The organism is Flavobacterium daemonense, from assembly GCF_007341385.1.
GTDB lineage: Bacteria > Bacteroidota > Bacteroidia > Flavobacteriales > Flavobacteriaceae > Flavobacterium > Flavobacterium daemonense.
Genome location: NZ_VJYD01000001.1, coordinates 327,818 through 343,804, shown reverse-complemented (window position 1 = coordinate 343,804; position 15,987 = coordinate 327,818). Strand labels below are relative to the sequence as shown.

Genomic DNA, 15,987 nt, shown 5'->3' with positions numbered 1-15,987 from the left:
TTGAAACATTTACATCTTCAGAAAATTTCCGAGGATTTTCTCTCCAACATCACCACTTTTTTCTGGGTGAAACTGAGTTCCGTAAAAATTATCTTTTTGCAAAGCAGAAGCGTATTCAACGTCGTAATTCGTAGTAGCAATGGCTTCATCGCAATTTGGCGCATAAAAACTATGAACCAGATACATAAACTCATTTTCAGAAATTCCTTTAAATAAGTCCGATTTCAAATCATAAATCTGATTCCAGCCCATTTGCGGTACTTTTACATTGTTTGAAAATTTCAAAACATCAACATCAAAAATCCCTAAACCTTCTGTATTTCCTTCTTCAGTTTTATTGCACATCAACTGCATTCCGAGGCAAATTCCTAAAACTGGCTGTTTCAAATTCGAAATCAAACTATCCAAACCACTTTCGCAAAGTTTAGCCATCGCCGAACTAGCTTCGCCCACACCAGGAAAAATCACCTTATCTGCCGCTTTTATTTCTTCAGGATTATTGCTCAAAACGGCCTTAAAACCCAGTCTTTCAATAGCAAACATAATGCTCTGAATATTTCCTGCTCCGTAATTTATAATTACTATTTTCATTAAAAAAGCTTTAAGCTTTAAGCCGTAAGCTTTAGGCTTATTGCCTATTGCTTATAGCTTACAGCGTTTTACAACATTCCTTTCGTTGAAGGCAAAATCATTTTTTCGGTATCTCTTTTTACGGCTACTTTTATTGCTTTCGCGAAAGCTTTAAAAATCGCTTCAATTTTATGATGTTCGTTGATTCCTTCAGCTTTGATATTTAAGTTGGCTTTTGCGCCGTCTGTGAATGATTTGAAGAAATGATAAAACATTTCAGTTGGCATTTTACCTACCATTTCACGTTTGAATTCGGTTTCCCAAATCAACCAGTTTCTCCCTCCAAAATCAATTGCGGCTTGTGCCAAGCAATCGTCCATTGGCAAACAGAATCCGTAGCGCTCGATTCCTAGTTTATTTCCTAACGCTTTCGCGAAAACTTCTCCAAGAGCAATTGCAGTATCTTCGATTGTATGATGCTCATCAACTTCTAAATCGCCTTTTACAAGGATTTCAAGATCCATTTGACCGTGACGCGAAATTTGATCCAACATATGGTCGAAAAAGGCAATTCCGGTATCGATTTTGCTTTTTCCTGTTCCGTCAAGGTTTAAGTTGATATAAATATCAGTTTCATTGGTTTTACGAGTAATTGAAGCCGAACGTGCTTCTAATTTCAAAAACTCATAAATTTTCTTCCAATCCATTGATTGTAAAACAATTGTTTCGTCTAATTCTTCACGTTTTGACGAAATTTCATTACTTCCTGCTCCATCGGTATCATTCATGAAAATGGCTTTTGCACCAAGGTTTTTGGCCAATTCGACATCCGTCAAACGATCGCCTAAAACAAAAGAATTAGTCAAATCATATTCCGGATTGTTCAAATATTTAGTAAGCATTCCGGTTCTAGGTTTGCGCGTTGGTGCATTTTCTTCTGGAAAAGTTCGATCAACGAAAATCTCATCAAAAACAACTCCTTCGTTTTCAAACGCTTTCAAAATAAAATTTTGCGTTGGCCAAAACGTGTCTTCTGGAAAACTATCCGTTCCTAGTCCGTCTTGATTGGTTACCATTGCTAATTCGTAATCTAATTCGTTAGCAATTTTAGCCAGATATTGAAACGCTTTTGGATAAAATTCTAATTTATCCAAACTGTCTAATTGCAAATCTTTAGGTTCTAAAACGATTGTTCCGTCACGATCGATAAAAAGTATTTTTTTCATATATTTCTTTTTTTGCCACAGATTTCACAGATTAAATGGATTTTTCTTTTTGCCACGAATTACACTAATTTGCACTAATTAAATTCGTGATAATTTGTGTAATTCGTGGCAAAAAATACACAAACAGAATAAAATCATTTTAATCTGTATAATCTGTGGCCAATAACATTTTTAGCTCAATAATTTCAATTCCTTAATTACAACAGCGTTTTCTTCTTTTGTTCCAATTGTAAAGCGAAGACAATTTTCACATAAAGGCTGTGTCGTTCTGTTACGAATTACAATTCCTTTTTGGATTAATTGATCATATCTTTTATTGGCATCATCCACTTTCGCCAGAATAAAATTGGCTTCTGTTGGATATACTTTTTCAACAAAACTTACTTCAAGCAATACTTTAAGTAATTCTTCTCTTTGTTCAATAATTGAAGCTATTTCTTGTTTAATTTTTTCAGAATCTTTCAAACGTTCTTTTGCTCTTTGTTGCGTCAGTTCGTTTACATTATAAGGAGGTTTGATTTTGTTCAAAACCGAAATAACAGCTTCAGAAGCATAACAAATTCCTAAACGAATTCCGGCCAAACCATATGCTTTTGAAAGCGTTTGTGTGATAACCAAATTTGGATATTCGTCAATTTCTGTCAACCAGCTTTCTTTCTCCGAAAAGTCGATGTACGCTTCATCAATTACTACTAATCCTTTAAAATTTTGAAGTAATTTCACTACACTTTCATCTGAAAAAGAATTTCCCGTAGGATTATTAGGCGAACATAAAAAGATGATTTTTGTATTCTCATCAACTGCTTCTAAAATCTTTTCAACCTGTGGCTGAAAATCATTTGAAAGCAGAATTTCTCTGTTTTCGACCGCATTAATATTTGCCAAGACGCCATACATTCCGTACGTTGGTGGCAACGAAATAATATTATCTTTTTTAGGCTCACAAAAAGCTCTGAAAAGTAAATCTAAAACTTCATCGCTTCCATTTCCTAATAAAATCTGACTTTGTTTGGTATTATTGTTTTTTGCTAAAATCGCTTTAACCGAATTCTGTTGCGGGTCTGGATAACGATTTACGCCATTTTGATACGGATTTTCATTGGCATCCAAAAAAATCATTTCGGCTGTATCAAAATCCTCAAACTCATCTCTCGCAGACGAATAAGGCTTTAATTTTTTTACGTTTTCACGTGTTATTGTATTTATATCGAATTTCATTTCTTTTATTTTTTTGAGAAGAAAGAATCAAGATGAAAGACAAAAGACTTCTCATCATACTGTATTCTTTGTTCTTTGTTCTTGCCTCTTTCTTAATCCAAACTCTTCAATCTCAATGTTACAGCATTTTTATGCGCTTGCAAACCTTCAGCCTCAGCCATTGTTTCAATCGCGCTTCCAATGTTTTGAATTCCTGTTTTTGAAATTTTCTGAAAAGTCATTGATTTCATAAAACTATCAAGATTTACTCCGCTGTAATTTTTCGCATAACCGTTTGTTGGAAGTGTATGATTTGTACCCGAAGCATAATCTCCAGCACTCTCAGGAGTATAATTCCCAATAAAAACAGAACCTGCATTTACGATTCCGTTACAATAGAAATCATCATATTCAGAACAAATGATAAAATGTTCAGGACCATATTCATTGATTAAATCAAGTGCAATTTGATCATTTTCAACATAAATCAATTTTGAATTTTCGATCGCTTTTGCCGCAATTGCTTTTCGCGGAAGCACTTCAAGCTGCGACTGAATTTCTTCTTCAACTTCGCTAATCAATTTTCTGGAAGTCGAAACTAAAATTACTTGACTATCAGTTCCGTGTTCTGCTTGAGACAATAAATCGGAAGCCACGAATTCTGGAACTGCTGTATCATCAGCAACAATCAACAATTCTGATGGGCCGGCCGGCATATCGATCGCTACTCCAAATTGCGTCGCCAACTGTTTCGCCACAGTCACAAATTGATTTCCTGGTCCGAAAATCTTATACACTTTTGGAATAGATTGTGTACCAAAGGTCATTCCGGCAATCGCCTGAATTCCGCCAACTTTTAAAATTTTAGTCACACCACATAAATTTGCAGCATACAAAATAGCAGGATTTATTTTTCCAAATTTATCTGGTGGAGAACACAAAACAATTTCCTTGCTTCCAGCAATTTCAGCAGGAACAGCAAGCATTAAAACCGTTGAAAACAAAGGCGCCGTTCCACCCGGAATATATAACCCAATTTTTTGAATTGGTCTTTTTTCCTGCCAACAGTTTACTCCTTCAATAGTTTCAATTTCAATTCTCTCCGTTTTTTGAGCGTTGTGAAACTTATAAATATTGTCTTTTGCCAACTGAATCGCTTCTTTTAATTCAGTCGGAATTAGTTTTACTGCTTTTTGAATTTCTTCTTCAGAAACTTCATAATTATCTAACGAAATTCCGTCGAAAATTGAAGTATATTTAGCAACAGCTTCATCTCCTTTTCTCTGAATTTCTTTGAAGATTTCTTTTACCGTAACCTCAATATCATCAATTGTTTGTGTTGGTCTTTTTAATATATCTGACCAGCTTTCTGGTTTTGGATTGTCTATTATATTCATTTTTTTTAAGCTTTAAGCTTTAAGCTGTAGGCTTTAGGCTTTATTAACGTTGTGTTTATTTTTTGCATGAGGAGCAAGCTTTTCAAAAGCCTAAAGCTTAAAGCCTACTGCCTAAAGCGGGCGAAAGCCCTAAAGAACCATTTTCTCGATTGGGCAAACTAAAATTCCTTCGGCGCCAACTTCTTTTAATTGATCGATTACATCCCAAAAAGTATCTTTATCAATTACCGAGTGAACACTGCTCCAGCCTTCTTGTGCCAAGGGCAATACTGTCAAACTTCTTAAAACTGGAAGAATTTTTCCAACTGCATCAATTTTGTCATTTGGAACGTTCATCAAAATATATTTCGAATTTCTAGCTCTTAAAACGGCCTGAATTCTGAATTTTAATGTATCAATGTGTTTTTGAATTTCTGGAGAAACTTTTGGAGAAACAGCCAAAACTGCCTCACTTTTCAAAATAACTTCAACTTCTTTTAAATTGTTTTTGAATAAAGTGCTTCCACTGGAAACAATATCGACAATTGCATCGGCTAGACCAATATTTGGTGCGATTTCAACAGATCCAGAAATTTGGTGAATATCGACTTTTAACCCAAATTTACTAAAATATTCATTAACCGTATTTGGATAAGAAGTTGCAATACGAAGTCCTGCCAAATCCTGAATCGAATTGTATTCAAAAGTCTTAGGAACTGCCACAGAAACTTTGCATTTTGAGAAACCTAGCTTCTGTACAACTTCGATTCCTTTGCCTTTTTCCACTAAAAGATTATCGCCAACAATAGCTAAATCTACTACTCCATCTATCAGATATTGAGGAATATCTGAATTTCGAAGATATAAAACTTCAAGAGGAAAATTTGAAGCTTCGGCTTTTAACTGGTCAATTCCGTTATTGATTGAAATACCGCAGTCTTTTAGAATTTGAATGCTGTCTTCGTTTAAGCGACCAGATTTTTGAATTGCAATTTTTAAAGTACTCATTTTTCAGTTGTTTGTTTGATTAATAGTTTGAGTACAAAGAATTGGTATAAAAAAACCCGTTTGATGTACTCAAACGGGTTTTAAAATATGATGATTTACATGCATACCATTAACACATCGCTTGAGAGCAATAATGTAAATGATGATGATGTAATTGAATTGAAATCATTGTTTGGTTTGTTTTATAATTCTTTGATTCGGTTGCAAATATACTAGTTAATTTCATAAAAAAGCAATTTTTAATTTAACTTAACTAAAGTTTATTGTTAAAAAAAGGCAAGGCCTCCTTTTTCACTACATATTTTCAATTTACGATAACGTTTTCATATTTTTCATTAAAAGTCAAAATTACCGTTGTTCCAACTTCTAATTCGCTCTCAATTTTAAATTTGATATTTAGCAATTGTGTAGTTCTTTTTACAATCGACAATCCTAGTCCAGTTCCTTTAATTTCAGGATGATCGGTTGAATTTGATCTAAAAAACGGATTTAAAATTGATTCTAAATCGCCTTTCGCAATTCCTATTCCGTTATCCTTAATCTTAAGTATTGTTTTGTCGTTTTGTTTTAAAAGCGAAATCAAAATATTGCCACCGTTATTAGTATATTTAATAGCATTAGAAATAATGTTTCTTAAAATGGTAATCACCAAAAAGTTATCTGACTGAATATAGCAATCGGCCATCGCATCAAATTTCACCTCTAATTTTTTGCTGCTAATTTTTTCTGAATTCAAAGTCAAAACATCCAAAATCAAAGCATTCAAATAAACCGATTCGGTGCTAATGTTTTGTTTTTGATTCTCAAAACGCGCCATCAAAAGCAATTGATCTACCAATGTATTTAAGTGGTCAACTTCATTAATACAATAATTTATTTTTTCTTCGTATTCCTTGTTGTCTCTAGGTTTACGAATAAGTACTTCAAGTGTTCCTTTAATAACGGTTAGTGGTGTTCTTAACTCATGAGAAGCATCGGAAGTGAATTGTTTTTCGCGCTCAATTGCGTCTTCAATTCTGTTTAGTAAATTATTTATTGTTTTTGAAAGTGTAAACAATTCGTCACGTGTTTTTGGCAACGGAATTCTGGTTTTCAAATTATCTTTTGTAATAACTCTTGATGTATTTATGATGGCGTTTATTGGCCTTATACTTCTACCTGCAAAGAAACGCGCAATCAAAAACAATAAAACCAAAATGATAGGAAAAGCTATCAATAAAGTATCGAAAAGATTTTTTAATACTTTAACTGAATCTGCCAATGACATTGCAATAATCAGATACCCAATTTTCTTTGACTTTATATGAAGTGGAATCTGAATTTGTCTGATTTTATTATTTAAAAGCTTGGTATCAAAGAGTTCATAGTGATCTTTGCTTTCATGATAAACTAAAACTTCGTTCTTTAAATTGGGAGACTTTTCAATGATTTTTTTATTCAAATCCAAAAACTGAACGAAAACCGGATTTACATCTACCGAATTATGTTCGCGTTCCTCCCACTCTTCGGCGTCCATAAAAATCACTTTTTTATTTTCAACCCTGATTTCTTTTAAATGATCTTGAATTTCAATCATTAAATTTTCATCAATATGCTTATAAACAGTGAATTTTACTGTAAAATAAGTTGCTGAAAAAACCACTAAAATCAGCAAGCCTGTTGTGATTATATAGTTTAAAGCGATTCTATTTTTGAACGAAAGCTGTGTCATTTATAAGTCATTTGCGATATAACCAATTCCGCGAATCGTCTTTATATAATCTTCCTCGATTTTTAAATTGAGTTTTTTTCTAATAGCGTTCATAAAAACATCAATTACACCGGTATCATATTCAAAATTAATATCCCAAACGTCCTTTAAAATTTGATTTCGAGTACAAACTTTCCCTTTATTCTGAATTAAATAGGTCAAAAGCTCGAATTCTCGCTGTGTCAGCGTGACTTCTTCTTCATTTTTCAAAACAATATGTTTCGAAAGATCAATTTTTATAGTTCCTAGAGTAAGTTCTTTGTCTTCTTTTTTATGTCTAAAATGAACCTTGATTCGCTCCACCAATTCTTCAAAACTAAAAGGTTTTTTGATGTAATCATTCGCACCTGCTTTTAAGCCCGCAACAGTTTCTTGAACGGTGTCTTTTGCTGTCAAAAAAATTATTGGCGTATGCTGATCCTTGATTCTGATGGCTTTGCATAAATCTAATCCGTTGATTTTAGGAAGCATCCAATCCAGTAAAATCAAGTCATATTGATGATTTTGCACCAATTCAAAACCTTTAGATCCGTCATTTGCTGTTGTAACCAAATAACCCTCTTCCTGCAGTCCTTGCTGCAAAAATTGTACAATTCCTAATTCATCTTCTACTATTAAAATATGCATGTATTTTGATTTAATTAAGATTAATCTGTATTAATGATTTTTCAAAGATACCTATTTTAACGGAGAGAAATTGGTAAAAAACAACTCAAATGCCTTTAACCTACCATATTTTTGCGTAATCTTAAGGGAACATTAAGTTAACACTAAGCAAGGTAAAAGCCTAACTTCATCTTGTTTTCATCAATAAAAATTAATTTTGCAAAAATTACCACAACATGATTTTTTACAAAAAACTATCACCGTTTTACAATCTCGCATTCTTCTATTTTATTGTTAGTTTTCTTTTGCGAATTGTTCTTTTTTTCCACCCAATTACACAAAGCAGCTTTACAATTCTGGACAGTTTGAAGATTTTTTCATTGGGATTGATATCAGATTTCTTTGTTTTTGTTATCGCAAGTGTTTTTTTGTGGCTTTACTTAATATTTGTTTCCAATTCAAAATACAACAAGCCTTATGGTTATGTTATTCTAGGCGCTTTTGTAGCTTTATTTCTTTATATCGCTTCTGGAAAAAGTATTTTTGACGAATACGGAGGCGCTTTACCAAGAATAGTTTTGATTTTCGTTGGAATAAAAACGGCTCTTTTTGCACTTTTTCTTTTTCTTCCAAAATGGAGAGACAAAATCCGTTTTTGGATGTTTGCTTTTGTCGTTTTTCTTTACGTAGTATTGATTCTTCAAAATGGTTTAAGCGAATATTTCTTTTGGAATGAATTTGGCGTAAAATACAACTTTATAGCCGTTAACTATTTGATTTACACAAACGAAGTAATCGGAAACATTATGCAGTCATATCCTGTGATTCCATTATTTTCGGCTTTATTTTTAGTATCTGCTACGGTAACTTATTTTATATTGAAGCGTTCAGGTAATTTCATCAAAGAAATTCCGAACTTCACTGAAAAAATCAAATTCTCTGCAATTTACATTGTTCTATTCGCCGTTTCATTGGTAGCCATTCCATTATTTGCCAAAACAGAAAATTCGAAAAATGTTTTCGTTAACGAATTGCAATCTAACGGATTATATAAGTTTTATTTAGCTTTCCAAAACAACAAACTTGATTATTTGAAGTTTTACAAAACACTTCCAAATCAAGAGGCATTTGCTATGTTAAAGAAACATTATCCTTCGATTTCTGGCGAAAGCACGGCTAGAACCATTACCGGAGATTCTCTTGAAATCCATAAAAATGTTGTTTTAATTACGATTGAAAGCTATAGTGCCGATTTCATGAAAGCATATGGAAACAAGCAGAATATTACACCATTTTTAGATAGTTTAGCGCAAAAAAGCCTTCAATTCACAAACTTATACGCTGCAGGAAACCGTACTGTTCGTGGCCTTGAAGCAGTGACTTTGTGCTTGCCTCCAACTGCTGGAGAAAGCGTTGTAAAACGTGAAGACAATAAAAATAAATTTTCAACTGGAGCTGTTTTCAAACAAAAAGGCTACAACGTAAAATTCATGTACGGAGGCGATGCGTTTTTTGATAATATGCAGGATTTTTATTCTGGAAATGGTTATCAAATTATAGACAAATCGAGTTTTTCACCTGAAGAAATCACTTTTTCAAATGTTTGGGGAGTTTGTGACGAAGATATGTACAACAAGGCAATCAAAGTGATGAATGCTGAAGCGAAGGAAAACAAGCCTTTCTTTAATCATATCATGACGGTTAGCAATCACAGACCTTTTACATATCCAAATAACAAAATCGATATTCCTGGAGACATAAAATCGCGCGAAGGCGGTGTAAAATATACGGATTTTGCTCTTAAGAGATTCTTCGAAATGGCAAGCAAACAGCCTTGGTTTAAAAATACTATTTTTGTTATTGTTGCTGATCACTGTGCTTCAAGTGCAGGAAAAACGGAATTGCCATTAGACAAATATAGAATTCCGGGCTTTATTTATGACCCAAATAAAAAGCCTGCCCAATACAATCAATTAATGTCGCAAATTGATGTGATGCCAACGCTTTTCGGATTATTGCATTTTGATTATGAAAGCAAATTTTTTGGACAGGATGTTTTCAAAGCTGATTATAAACCAAGAGCATTTATTGCAACTTATCAAGATTTAGGTTTAATTAAAGATAATGTATTAACTATTTTATCACCAAAACAAGTTGTAAAACAGTATTCTTTAAAAGTAAAACCAACCGAAGAAGTTGCTCCAGAATTTCAAGTTTTATACGAAGAAATCCCTTTAAAAACCGAAAGAACGGATTTAGTAAATGATGCTATTTCATTCTATCAGTCCGCATCCTATTTATTGAAAGAAAAACAATATCAGTTTGAAGGTGTAAAAGCAAAGAATAAAACGCTCTATGCAAAGTCTCACTAGAGAGAGAAAAGATTTTAGATTTTAGATAAAAGAAAAGCCTCAAATTCAAATGAATTTGAGGCTTTTCTTTTATCTCTCAGTCAACCTGAAACTTTAAACCTGAAACAAAAATTTAATCATTCTGATTTTTCATTCCGAATAAATCTCCTTTTTGATACATTTTTAAATCTTCCTGTAAAAATTGGTAATTTCTTTGTGTTACCGAAGATGAGTCTAAATCACTTAAATCTGGTTTCCCTGCATTTACCCATGCTGTGTACCAGAAACTTGCCGTTGCAGCAATTGCTTTTCTCATTTGCTGCTCAACCATTCCGTTTAAATCAGTGTTCAATTTTGCAGCGTATTCATCAGTAAAAAGAGCTGTATTGTATTTGCTTTTCATTACTTTTCCGTCAGCATCTACTTTAAATACTTTATTTTCTGGAGTTGATGTACGTAGTTTTTTGTCGATATCCAATAGCGGCTTCACTAAGCTGTGTGTATCATTTATCATGTCCCAAGTCGCTTTATGAACATCTGCATAGTACTGCGCTTCAGGCACATTATATTTATAGTTTTTTGCAAACAATTCAGGTAAACGGCTTTCCCACAAAGAGTGAATTCCTTTTTGGTCGCTTAACTGCCCGTCATGATTTGCCGATGTATGCAAAGGCATGTGTGCATCACCAATATAATGACCTAAATCTGCAGCCAAAAATAAGATTTCTGCTCTGTTTTTGTCTTTAAACGCTTTAGTCAATTTCGCCATCATATCTTCGATATACCAAGGCAAGATTCCGTTATCGTTTAAAAATTTAGCATTATATTTTTTCTTCGCCTCTTCTAAAGTTTGCGGAAGCGTATCAAGAGAACCAAAGTTTTCCATATCAAAATAATGCCTTGGATTTTCATCCTTATAATTTAAAGCGTATTTACGAATATCTGGAACCGAAGCTTCCTGCGTAATAAAATCAATGTGATTGTAAAAAAATACTTGAAGTTGTTTCGGTAAAGCCATTACTGCCGCTTTATTAATGCGCTCGTGGCCAACAATTCCCCATGATAAGGTGAAAAAACCAACGATTAATACTGAGATAGTAATTAATGTTGGTCTCATTTTGAAGTTTTTCATTTGTTTTTGTATTTGGAAGGCAAAGTTACCTTATTTAAAGATAATTTAAAAATTTACCAATTAAGTTTATGCCAATTTGATTTTTTACAGTTTTTAAAGCATATAAATACTATAAGTTCATGCTGGAAGTTATTTTATTTGTAAGTTTGACACCAAGTTAAATCTTACAAATATGCGCCTTTTACTTTTGAATTTTATTTTTCTCGCTTCGACCTTTTGTTTTGCACAGCAATCTGATGTACAATTGAAAAATATAAGTGACACGATATTAAACCCAAAACGAACTTTAAGAGTTTCTGATCCATTTGACGATGTGAAAACGATGCTAAAATTATTTCCCGGTAATTTGTATCATCTTGTTGATAAAAATACCTTTATAAGCTGGAAATGTAAAACTTGCAAACCCGCTCCTTTTTTGGATGTAAATAGCACTGAAGGTGATCAGTTATTTCCTTATACCGAAGGTGTTGCCACAAGACTTTTGGCCAATATTGATTATAAAGATTCTAAAGGAAACCAATTTAAAATAATAGCCTTTAATCACTCTGTATATGACGAAGACGGACTACAAACAGGGCGTTTTTTTGGTGGATTATTAGGCGTGGCTAAATTTGCCAAAAATGGGAACTCTTGGGAAATGCGTTCTTTTCAGCCTGCCATTGCAGCTTTTGGAGCATTTGCACAATGTCCAACTCCAAAATTGGTTGAGATTGGAGAAGACCAATATGCATTATCGCTTGTTCATGTCAATGGTGGCGCAGGCGGTCCTTATAATAGTTATTTCTATATACTTGCCGGATTTGACGGAAAATATCAGCCTTTGATGGAAGTTGATAAATACTCACTTACCAATAGTATCAGTTCAGAATGGTCAAGTTCTTATACTGTGATTACAGATAACAACAAAAAGTTTTTCAGAGATTTTAAAATTGTCACCAAAGGTTCTTACAAAAAAGCCAAAGGCACAGAAGATGATTTTGAAGTTGATCTGCCTACTGAACTTACTGAAATGGCAAGAACTAAAAAGTCATTTAATTTTGAGATTGAGAGACATTACTCTTTCAAAGGAAAATTCTACAAAATGATTGACAAACCAATTGTGAAATTTTCCAATAAAAAATAATTTAACCTAAATAGATAATAGACAACAAACTGAAAATTGCAATAAAAACCCAAAGAAAAACACCTTGAAGTAAAGGCTTTACTCCTACTGCTTTTAATGTGTTAATATTTAAAGTAGCACCAATCAAAAATAAAGTTATAGTTAAACCAATTTTAGCCAAACTAACAATATGAGGTGCAAATACAGAAACATTTGGAACATAAGAGTTTAAAAGCATTGCAATTATAAATAACCCAATAAAATAAGGAATCTTGATTTTTGAATTCTTATTCTTGAAAATCACTGCTGTCAACAAAGAAATTGGAATAATCCATAATGCTCTTGCTAATTTTACGGTTGTTGCAATCTGTAAAGCCTCTGCACCGTATTTATTTGCCGCACCAACAACAGAACTTGTATCGTGAATGGCAATCGCACACCATAATCCGAAATCTTTTTGTGAAAGATCAAGCTGGTGCCCAATAAACGGAAAGACAAACAATGCGATTGAATTCAAGATAAAAATTACGCCCAATGCAATTGAAGTCTGATTTTCATTTGATTTAATTACTGGAGAAATCGCCGCGATCGCACTTCCACCGCAAATTGCTGTTCCGCATGAAATTAAATGGGATGTTTTTTTCTCTGTTTTCAGCCACTTTCCCAGCAAAAAACCGAAAAGCAAGGTGCTGAAAATTGAAAATATAGTTAAAACAAAACCTTCTTTTCCCGCTGAAAATGCGCTTTCAGCATTCATTCCGAAGCCTAAACCAACAACCGAAAACTGCAGTAAAAATGTAATGGCTTTGGCATTAAATTCAACAAATGGATTCCCGAAAACATTTACAATCAACACTCCTAATAATAATGCAACTGGTGGTGAGATTATCGAAAATAAGCATAGAAGTAAAATTGCAGCAAAGATTGCTTGTTGCAGATAAAGATTAATTTCGAATAATTGTGATGCTGAATGCTGATTTGTTTTCAAAATAAGGAAAATTGATATTTACTCTGCAAAGTTCCGTTGTTTAATTGGAAATAGCCAATCGTAAATAACAATCTGCTATAACTTCAGGTTATAATGAGATGAAATATTTTGAATAAACAACTCAGACAAAGCATCAGATTTTCCTAAAAGTGTAATAATGTAGAAATATCTTTCAATTGTCAAATTCTCAACGTCTAAAACAATCAATTCCTTAGTTTTCAGCTCTTTGTTTACAGCGTGAATGGACATAAACGCGAAGCAATCGGAATTTAATAAATAAGATTTTATGCTTTCAGTACTTCCTAACTGCATTTCGATTTGCAAATCCGAAAATTTAACTCCTGCCTTCTTTAATTCAAATTCAATAACTTCAAGTGTTCCTGATCCACGTTCGCGTGTTATGAATTTCATTGATTTTAAGTCTGTTAACGAGATTTTATTTTGCTTCACAAACGGATTATTGTTATTGCAAACCAAAACTAATTCGTCTTTTAAAAACGGAATGTATTTTATAGATTGATTTTTAGATTGTCCTTCAACAATTCCAATTTCAATTTCTTTATTGATTAAAGCATTTTCGATTTGTTCAGTATTTCCGTTCAGCAAATTGACTTTTATGTCTTTCTGCTTTTGATGAAAACGTGCTAAAATAGGTGAAATTATATATTGTGAAATTGTTGTACTTGCTCCTAACCTCAATAAACCTTGACGTTCGCTTATAAACGAACTCATTTCAAAATCAATTTCGCGATAAATTTCGAAAATTTCTTTGGTATGTTTCAGAAGAATATTTCCGGCGGGAGTTAACGCAATTTTAGAACCGTTTCGTTCAAATAATTTGGTTTTATAGGTTTCTTCTAATTCCTGAATGTGTTTGGAAACCGCTGGCTGTGTGATATACAATTCGGTTGCCGCTTTGGTAAAATTAAGGCGGAGCGCAACGGTGTAAAATACTTTTAGCCTGAAATCCATAATCATAAATTTTTAATTCTTAATCCGCTTTCCTCCGTACTATTTTTTCTGCAATAAAATAATTCTAAAATCTATAACAACAATTCAGGTCGATACTCAAAATGCATTGTGTCATAATGTTTCCAATTTCCTCCCCAAATAAAGCCATATTTTTCAAAAATTGAAACTAGCTTGTGCGGAATTTCATTTCTATACGAAAGAGTAGCTTCTTCATTTTTACAGTTACAATCCCATTGCCAATAATTAGAATTTTTGACATTAATATCTATTGTCATTCCATAGCTATGCATACTCAATCGGTCTGTTCCTGAAATTTTTCTCCAATTAAATGTACCCCCAATATCAGTAATGTATTTTTTAAATTCTGGATTATTATCTAATTCTGCCGAGAGTTTTTTGACTATTTTATCAATTCCATTTACGGTTGTTACTTTTATTTTCTGATTGACTAATTTCGGGCACCAAACAATTTCAGTCAATTTTGATTCAACTTCTGATTTTGAATTGCCGTAAATTTTCTTAAAAAAAGCTTCATTTCGAATTCTTCCTGGATCTTCCTTTGGAATTACATTCTTACTAGCTCTATAATAAACAAACTTAAATTGATCTTCAATATCAGGATTATCTAATAATTCTTGATTCGTTTTATTTTTAAAATCATCATAAATTAAATTTGATTTATCACTAAAAATAATCTTATTGTCTTTATATCCAATAATTTGATCTGGATATGCTTTAATTAATTTTTGAACATTCAATGGGATTTCTTGCGAAAAAGAATTTTGAAATATAAGAACTAAAAAAAAGAATCTTTTCATTTAAAAACGTTTTAATTGTGAGGAACTAAAAGTCCATTCGGGTGTTTTCAGAGAAGTTCCAAAATCGACAGTATACCAAGGACTCAACGAACTATTATTTGGATTTTTCAATATTTGAATTTCCTGTGCAGGCATATAACTTTGTGCTAAAAGCACAATTTTTTGATTGTTTTTTGGATTTATAGCCATATCAACTACAATAACAGCATGACCTGGAAAACCGCCTTTTATAAAAACATCACCTATTTTTATGTCTGAAACATTAATTGGTTTCATTTCTTTTTCTAAAGAAGACGTTCCTGCATACATAAAAACCGTCTCTAAGTATTTCCAATAAGTTTCATAACTGTCAGATGGTTTTGCAGTTTTAACCCAACTCGTTTTGTTGCCTTTAACTGCAATTCTATAACCTGCGGCCCATTTACTAAAATCAGCTCGAAAACCATTCGTAAAATTAAAATGTATTTTGTCGTACTGTTTTTGACTATAAAAATAATCTGCTCGCAAACGCATCACAGCATCAGCACATTGATGCAAATCCTGTTTTCCAATGGGCAAATCTACAACCGCTTCATAAACATTTCGATTTGGTTTTGTAGTTCCATCAAAATATAAAACTTTTGAACCCAATGGTTTTAATGGAAGATTTCGCAAAAAAAAATCAAATGAAGTTTTAGATTCTTCTCCTCTCACAAATCCCTGAGGCAGTTGAAAACGTTGCTGAATTGTATTTTCTAAAATATTATTTTTGTTGGTAGTATTTGTCTCTGAAAATGAGAAAAAGCAAAAAATTACCATTAAAATTGCTACGGTAAAAAAGAATTTAACTTTCATAATTTTAGACCTTTAATTTACCACTAGATTACAAAATGCAAGAAGGAATTCAATTAT

14 protein-coding genes are annotated in these 15,987 nt (G+C 32.7%); 2 read left to right on the top strand and 12 right to left on the bottom strand.

What is annotated here, in order from left to right; all coding sequences use genetic code 11:
* Window positions 1-9: 9 nt before the first annotated feature.
* The 7 genes from hisH to FND99_RS01340 all read right to left on the bottom strand — a co-directional run bounded on the left by hisH (window position 10) and on the right by FND99_RS01340 (window position 7,754).
* Window positions 10-591, bottom strand: coding sequence for an imidazole glycerol phosphate synthase subunit HisH (gene hisH / locus FND99_RS01370; protein ID WP_144336207.1), 582 nt, complete (start codon window positions 589-591; stop codon window positions 10-12).
* Window positions 592-659: 68 nt separating this feature from the next.
* Window positions 660-1,796, bottom strand: coding sequence for a bifunctional histidinol-phosphatase/imidazoleglycerol-phosphate dehydratase HisB (gene hisB / locus FND99_RS01365; RefSeq protein ID WP_144336206.1), 1,137 nt, complete (start codon window positions 1,794-1,796; stop codon window positions 660-662).
* 171 nt (window positions 1,797-1,967) lie between these two features.
* Window positions 1,968-3,014, bottom strand: coding sequence for a histidinol-phosphate transaminase (gene hisC / locus FND99_RS01360; protein ID WP_144336205.1), 1,047 nt, complete (start codon window positions 3,012-3,014; stop codon window positions 1,968-1,970).
* A 92-nt stretch (window positions 3,015-3,106) separates the two neighbouring features.
* Window positions 3,107-4,390: a histidinol dehydrogenase gene (hisD, locus tag FND99_RS01355; protein ID WP_144336204.1), complete on the bottom strand. Its 1,284-nt coding sequence runs from the start codon at window positions 4,388-4,390 to the stop codon at window positions 3,107-3,109.
* Between the two features lie 129 nt (window positions 4,391-4,519).
* On the bottom strand, window positions 4,520-5,377 hold the full coding sequence (hisG, locus tag FND99_RS01350) for an ATP phosphoribosyltransferase (RefSeq protein ID WP_144336203.1): 858 nt from the start codon (window positions 5,375-5,377) through the stop codon (window positions 4,520-4,522).
* Between the two features lie 304 nt (window positions 5,378-5,681).
* Window positions 5,682-7,088, bottom strand: coding sequence for a sensor histidine kinase (locus FND99_RS01345; RefSeq protein WP_144336202.1), 1,407 nt, complete (start codon window positions 7,086-7,088; stop codon window positions 5,682-5,684).
* On the bottom strand, window positions 7,089-7,754 hold the full coding sequence (locus tag FND99_RS01340; protein ID WP_144336201.1) for a response regulator transcription factor: 666 nt from the start codon (window positions 7,752-7,754) through the stop codon (window positions 7,089-7,091).
* A 215-nt stretch (window positions 7,755-7,969) separates the two neighbouring features.
* Here FND99_RS01340 and FND99_RS01335 point away from each other — a divergent pair, with 215 nt between their 5' ends.
* The gene (locus tag FND99_RS01335) at window positions 7,970-10,105 is read left to right on the top strand and encodes an alkaline phosphatase family protein (RefSeq protein WP_144336200.1); all 2,136 of its coding nucleotides are present in this window, start codon (window positions 7,970-7,972) and stop codon (window positions 10,103-10,105) included.
* Window positions 10,106-10,217: 112 nt separating this feature from the next.
* Here the strand turns inward: FND99_RS01335 and FND99_RS01330 are convergent, their stop codons facing one another.
* Entirely contained in the window at window positions 10,218-11,216 is a 999-nt protein-coding gene (locus tag FND99_RS01330) for a zinc dependent phospholipase C family protein (RefSeq protein WP_144336199.1), read from the bottom strand.
* A 244-nt stretch (window positions 11,217-11,460) separates the two neighbouring features.
* Between FND99_RS01330 and FND99_RS01325 the strand changes: the two genes are divergently transcribed.
* Complete coding sequence (locus FND99_RS01325; RefSeq protein WP_246074148.1) at window positions 11,461-12,339, top strand: hypothetical protein; 879 nt, start codon at window positions 11,461-11,463, stop codon at window positions 12,337-12,339.
* 1 nt (window position 12,340) lies between these two features.
* On the opposite strand, the gene FND99_RS01320 is transcribed toward FND99_RS01325, so the two are convergent.
* From FND99_RS01320 to FND99_RS01305, 4 genes are all read right to left on the bottom strand, one after another.
* Window positions 12,341-13,306, bottom strand: a complete 966-nt coding sequence (locus FND99_RS01320) for a YeiH family protein (protein ID WP_144336197.1) — start codon at window positions 13,304-13,306, stop codon at window positions 12,341-12,343.
* A 75-nt stretch (window positions 13,307-13,381) separates the two neighbouring features.
* Window positions 13,382-14,278 carry a LysR family transcriptional regulator gene (locus FND99_RS01315; protein WP_144336196.1) on the bottom strand — a complete coding sequence of 299 codons (897 nt, stop codon included), beginning with the start codon at window positions 14,276-14,278 and terminating at the stop codon, window positions 13,382-13,384.
* A gap of 71 nt (window positions 14,279-14,349) precedes the next feature.
* Window positions 14,350-15,096 (bottom strand): M15 family metallopeptidase, encoded by a 747-nt coding sequence (locus tag FND99_RS01310; protein WP_144336195.1) that lies wholly within the window; start codon window positions 15,094-15,096, stop codon window positions 14,350-14,352.
* Entirely contained in the window at window positions 15,097-15,930 is an 834-nt protein-coding gene (locus FND99_RS01305) for a DUF4846 domain-containing protein (protein ID WP_144336194.1), read from the bottom strand. It lies immediately after the preceding gene.
* Between the last annotated feature and the right edge of the window lie 57 nt (window positions 15,931-15,987).